Raw genomic sequence first — 3,857 nt, forward strand, 5'->3', positions numbered from 1 at the left:
GACGGGCTGGATTACCCGGTCGCCCGGTCCGGGGCGCACATCACCAACGGGGTCGGGCCGGGCGACTTCGTGGTGGTGGACCCGCCCAGGACGGTCGCCAGCCTGGTGAAGGCCCGGCGTGACGAACGTGCCGGACTCACGACGAAGAGCGGTAGTTCGGCAAGCTAACGATCCGGTACCGTCGGCGGAATGCGCCCTGCCGACATCGAATCCCTGGTGGTCCCCGGTCATCCCGCCCTGCACGGCGATCTGCTGCTCGTCGCGGTGGGCGGGCCGGACCTGAAGTCCAACGCCGAGCGGCGCTCCCTCCGGCGGGTCGCGCTCGCGGGCGGCGAGAGCGCCTGGACCCACGGACCGCGGGACGCGTCACCGGTGATCTCACCGGACGGGCGATGGGTGGCGTTCCTGCGCGGCGGGTCCGGCCGTGGCGCCGAGGGCAATCCGCAGCTGCACGTCATGCCCGCCGGGGGCGGGGACGCGAAGCGGCTCACCGCGCTCCCGCTCGGCGTTTCCGCGCCGGCGTGGTCCCCGGATTCGGGCCGGATCGCCTTCGTGGCGCGGATTCCCGAACCGGGCCGCTACGGCGTTCCTCACGAAAACGGCGAAGTGCTCGAACCCGACGCCGAGGCGCCGCGCCGGATCACGCGCATGGATTACCGCATCGACGACATCGGCTTCCTGCGTGACCGGCCGCAGCGGCTGTTCGCGCTCGACGTGGCCGCGGCGCTGGACGCCGACGAGCCGGGCGAGCCGGAGCCGTTGACCGACGGCGCGGTCGACGTCGAGCATCCCGTGTGGACACCTGACGGGACGCGGATCGTGTTCACCGCCCCCGTCGGCTGGGGACGGGTGGAGACCGAGGAACGCGATTTGTACGTCGTCGGCGCCGACGGTGGCGAGCCGGACCTTTTCGTTCGTGGCGAGGGACTTATCGAACATCCGGTGTTCGGTGCCGACGGCACGGTGTTCTTTTATGGACAGTCCTTTGTGGATGATTACTGGGAGGTCTGCAACACCGGCCTCTACGCGGCCGGCCCGTTCGACGGGGCCGGGCCGGGGCAGGCGCGCAGGCTCACCGAGATCGAGTCGGTGGACTGCGACGCTTCGGCGGGTGCTCCGGTGCCGCGTGGTGACGACGTCCTCGTCGCGGTGCGGAACCGCGGCGCGGTGGAACTGCGTGCGGTGCCGGTGACGGCGGAAACCGCGCCGCTGGCCGATCTTCCCGTGGTGTTCGACGGACAGGCCGTGGTCCGCGGGTTCGCCGCCGACGGACCGGTCGTGGTCGCGGTGGTCGCCACTCCGGTCAGCGCCGGCGACGTCGTCCTGCTCGCCGGCGATGGACCGCGAGTGCTCACCGACTACTCAGAGCCGTTGCGGGACAAGGGGTTGTGCGAGGTCGTAGAGCTGAACACCACCGCGCCCGACGGGTATCCCGTGCACGGCTGGCTGGTGCTGCCCGACGGCGATGGCCCGCATCCGGTGCTGCGCGTGGTGCACGGCGGGCCGTTCGCCCAGCAGGACTGGGCGGTGTTCGACGAGGCGCAGGTGTACGCGTCGGCCGGTTACGCCGTCGTCCTCGGCAATCCGCGCGGCTCGGCGGGATACGGGGAGAGCCATGGGCGAGCCGTCGTCCGCGGCCTCGGCACGGTCGACGCCGACGACGTACTCGCACTGCTCGACGTCGCGCTCGAACGGCCCGACCTCGACGCCGGGCGGGTCGGGATCATGGGCGGCTCCTACGGCGGATTCATGACCGGCTGGCTCGCGGCGCACCACGGCGAGCGGTTCCAGGCGGCGTGGAGCGAGCGCGCGGTGAACGACTGGGTGTCGATGGTCGGCAGTTCCGACATCGGCTACACGTTCGTGGATCTGTACGTCGGCAAGGATCCGGAGGTGCAGCGCGACCGCAGCCCGCTGACCCACGCCGAGAAGATCGACATCCCGTTCGCGGTGGTGCATTCGGAGCAGGACTGGCGGTGCCCGATCGAGCAGGGGCAGCGGATGTTCGTGGCGCTGCGGCGGCACGGCACCGAGACGGAGTTCCTGCTTTTCCCCGGCGAAGGTCACGAGCTGACCCGCTCGGGCAAGCCCCGCCACCGCGTCCAGCGCTTCGACGCCGTCCTCGACTGGTGGTCACGCCACCTGAGCTGAAGGGGACTTTCCTCGCATGTAACGAGAGGAAAGTCCCCTTCAGCTCACGAGAGCAGCGTGTAGTTCAGCTCTTCGCAGACGCGGCCGAGGGGGACGTCGAGGCCGGGGTGGTCGAGCGGCAGCAGGACATCGGGCGCGATGGGGAGGGCGGCGCCGGCGGGCGGGTCCCACAGGCACAGCGCGGGGCCGCCGGAATCCATCGACGAGCGGTACCAGAGCCCGTCGAGATCGCCGAAGGCGGCGCGGATCGCGCGTGCCCATGCCTGGGTGAGTTTCTTCGGCCCGCTCGAGATCTCCTGGGACGCGCCGACGCGGGTGGGCCAGAGACCGGTGAGGTCCAGCAGGTGCAGGGTGCGGGTGGGACGGACGACGACCAGGCGCGGACCGCGGGTCTTGCGGTCGACGGTGGAGCTGGTCTGGAAGACCTCGGCGACGCTGGTGCGCACGGTCAGCCCGAAATAGAGCACGCCATTGGCCGGGTCGGTGACCGGGCGGCCGCCCCGGCCGGGCGACTGCTGGTCGAACCGGCCGTGCGGGAGCGGGCCGGTGTAGCGGAACGAATTCCACTGTTGCGGGTGGTTGCCGTGCGCGGTGAAGATCCTGACCAGCCTGGTGTCGGGCTGGACCGGCACCACGTCCTTGGTGCGGTTCAGCTCCTTGACCAGGACAGACCGTGCGGGCGGCAGGGGGAGCCGGGCCATACGTCGGGAGTTGTCCGTCCTTGTCGGAGAGATCGTTACTTGCGAACGTATCAGCCTAGAACGGCGAGCCTAACGTGGCGATCAGCCGGGCGACGTGTTCCGGGTCACCCCCGGAGAGCAGCCATTGACGGGGAGTCGCGGGGTGGTCGTTGATGACGAGGTCGGACTGGGGGGTGCTCATGAAGGCGGCGACGACGAGTGCGGGTTGATCTTCGGGCAGCGCGCGCAGCACCACCTCCAGGCCGGGGAGCACGCCCGAGCCCGCGAACTGCCAGGACGGCAGCCGCCAGCCCTGGTCCTTCCAGCCGGTGAGCCTGCCTTCCTTGAGGCGGTGGCGGATGCGGCTGTCGTCGACACCGAGGATCCGGGCGGCTTCGACCACGCTGAGCGCCGATTCGGCGAGGACGGCGTGCGCGGCCACGGTGCGGGCCCGGAAGTCGGGTTCGCCCTCGGCGCGAGGGGTCAGATCGAGGCCGACGTCGGCGAGCGCGGCCCGCTGGTCGGGGGAGAAGTAGTGCGAGGGATCCGGGTTGGGTGGGGACAGTCTGCGCGCGGCGTCCTCGACCATCGTCAGGAACTCGGTGGCGTCCACCTTGAGACCGGCCTTGGCGAGAACGTTCTCCAGCGCTACAGACATGCGCCTAGACTAACCCGGATGTGCGGGTTCGTGCGGTATCTCGCCCAATTTGTGGGTCAATTCACCAAAGATCGACACAGACCGCACATTACTCAACACGAACGGTAGGCGGCTTGCGGAGAGTCTGCCTCGATCGGGCGAGCTTGTCCAGGCCTGAAGTCGCTTGACACTCCGACGTGTGGCCTTTACGTTCCGTGGAAATCGATTTCCTGCCTTCGTGCTTCACTGGCCCCGGTGGCCATGGCCGCCGGACCTGGGGGACACAGGGGGTGGGGCGGTGGGTGGGGGGGGGGGGGGGGGGCGGGGGGGGGGGGGCGGGAGCGGGGACGGGGTGAGTGGGGGGGTGGGTGAGTGGCACAGAACGCGCA

At 70.3% G+C, this 3,857-nt stretch carries 3 protein-coding genes; 1 reads left to right on the forward strand and 2 read right to left on the reverse strand.

Annotated features, from left to right (window positions below; all coding sequences use genetic code 11):
• Positions 1 to 189 precede the first annotated feature (189 nt).
• Positions 190 to 2,151 (forward strand): prolyl oligopeptidase family serine peptidase, encoded by a 1,962-nt coding sequence (locus tag ACFWX1_RS19105; protein ID WP_378388989.1) that lies wholly within the window; start codon positions 190 to 192, stop codon positions 2,149 to 2,151.
• Between the two features lie 44 nt (positions 2,152 to 2,195).
• On the opposite strand, the gene ACFWX1_RS19110 is transcribed toward ACFWX1_RS19105, so the two are convergent.
• A complete protein-coding gene (locus ACFWX1_RS19110) occupies positions 2,196 to 2,852 on the reverse strand; it encodes an RES family NAD+ phosphorylase (RefSeq protein WP_378388991.1) in 657 nt (218 codons plus the stop codon).
• Positions 2,853 to 2,907: 55 nt separating this feature from the next.
• Positions 2,908 to 3,489 carry a DNA-binding protein gene (locus ACFWX1_RS19115; protein WP_378388993.1) on the reverse strand — a complete coding sequence of 194 codons (582 nt, stop codon included), beginning with the start codon at positions 3,487 to 3,489 and terminating at the stop codon, positions 2,908 to 2,910.
• Positions 3,490 to 3,857 lie beyond the last annotated feature (368 nt).

This window comes from Amycolatopsis sp. NPDC059021 (assembly GCF_042739895.1).
In the GTDB taxonomy this organism is placed as follows: Bacteria; Actinomycetota; Actinomycetes; order Mycobacteriales; family Pseudonocardiaceae; genus Amycolatopsis.

What these genes read in the sequence shown, in the direction of transcription:
- ACFWX1_RS19105 (WP_378388989.1), top strand. Translation starts at nt 190, where the DNA reads ATGCGCCCTGCCGACATCGAATCCCTGGTGGTCCCCGGTCATCCCGCC.
- ACFWX1_RS19110 (WP_378388991.1), bottom strand. Translation starts at nt 2,852, where the DNA reads ATGGCCCGGCTCCCCCTGCCGCCCGCACGGTCTGTCCTGGTCAAGGAG.
- ACFWX1_RS19115 (WP_378388993.1), bottom strand. Translation starts at nt 3,489, where the DNA reads ATGTCTGTAGCGCTGGAGAACGTTCTCGCCAAGGCCGGTCTCAAGGTG.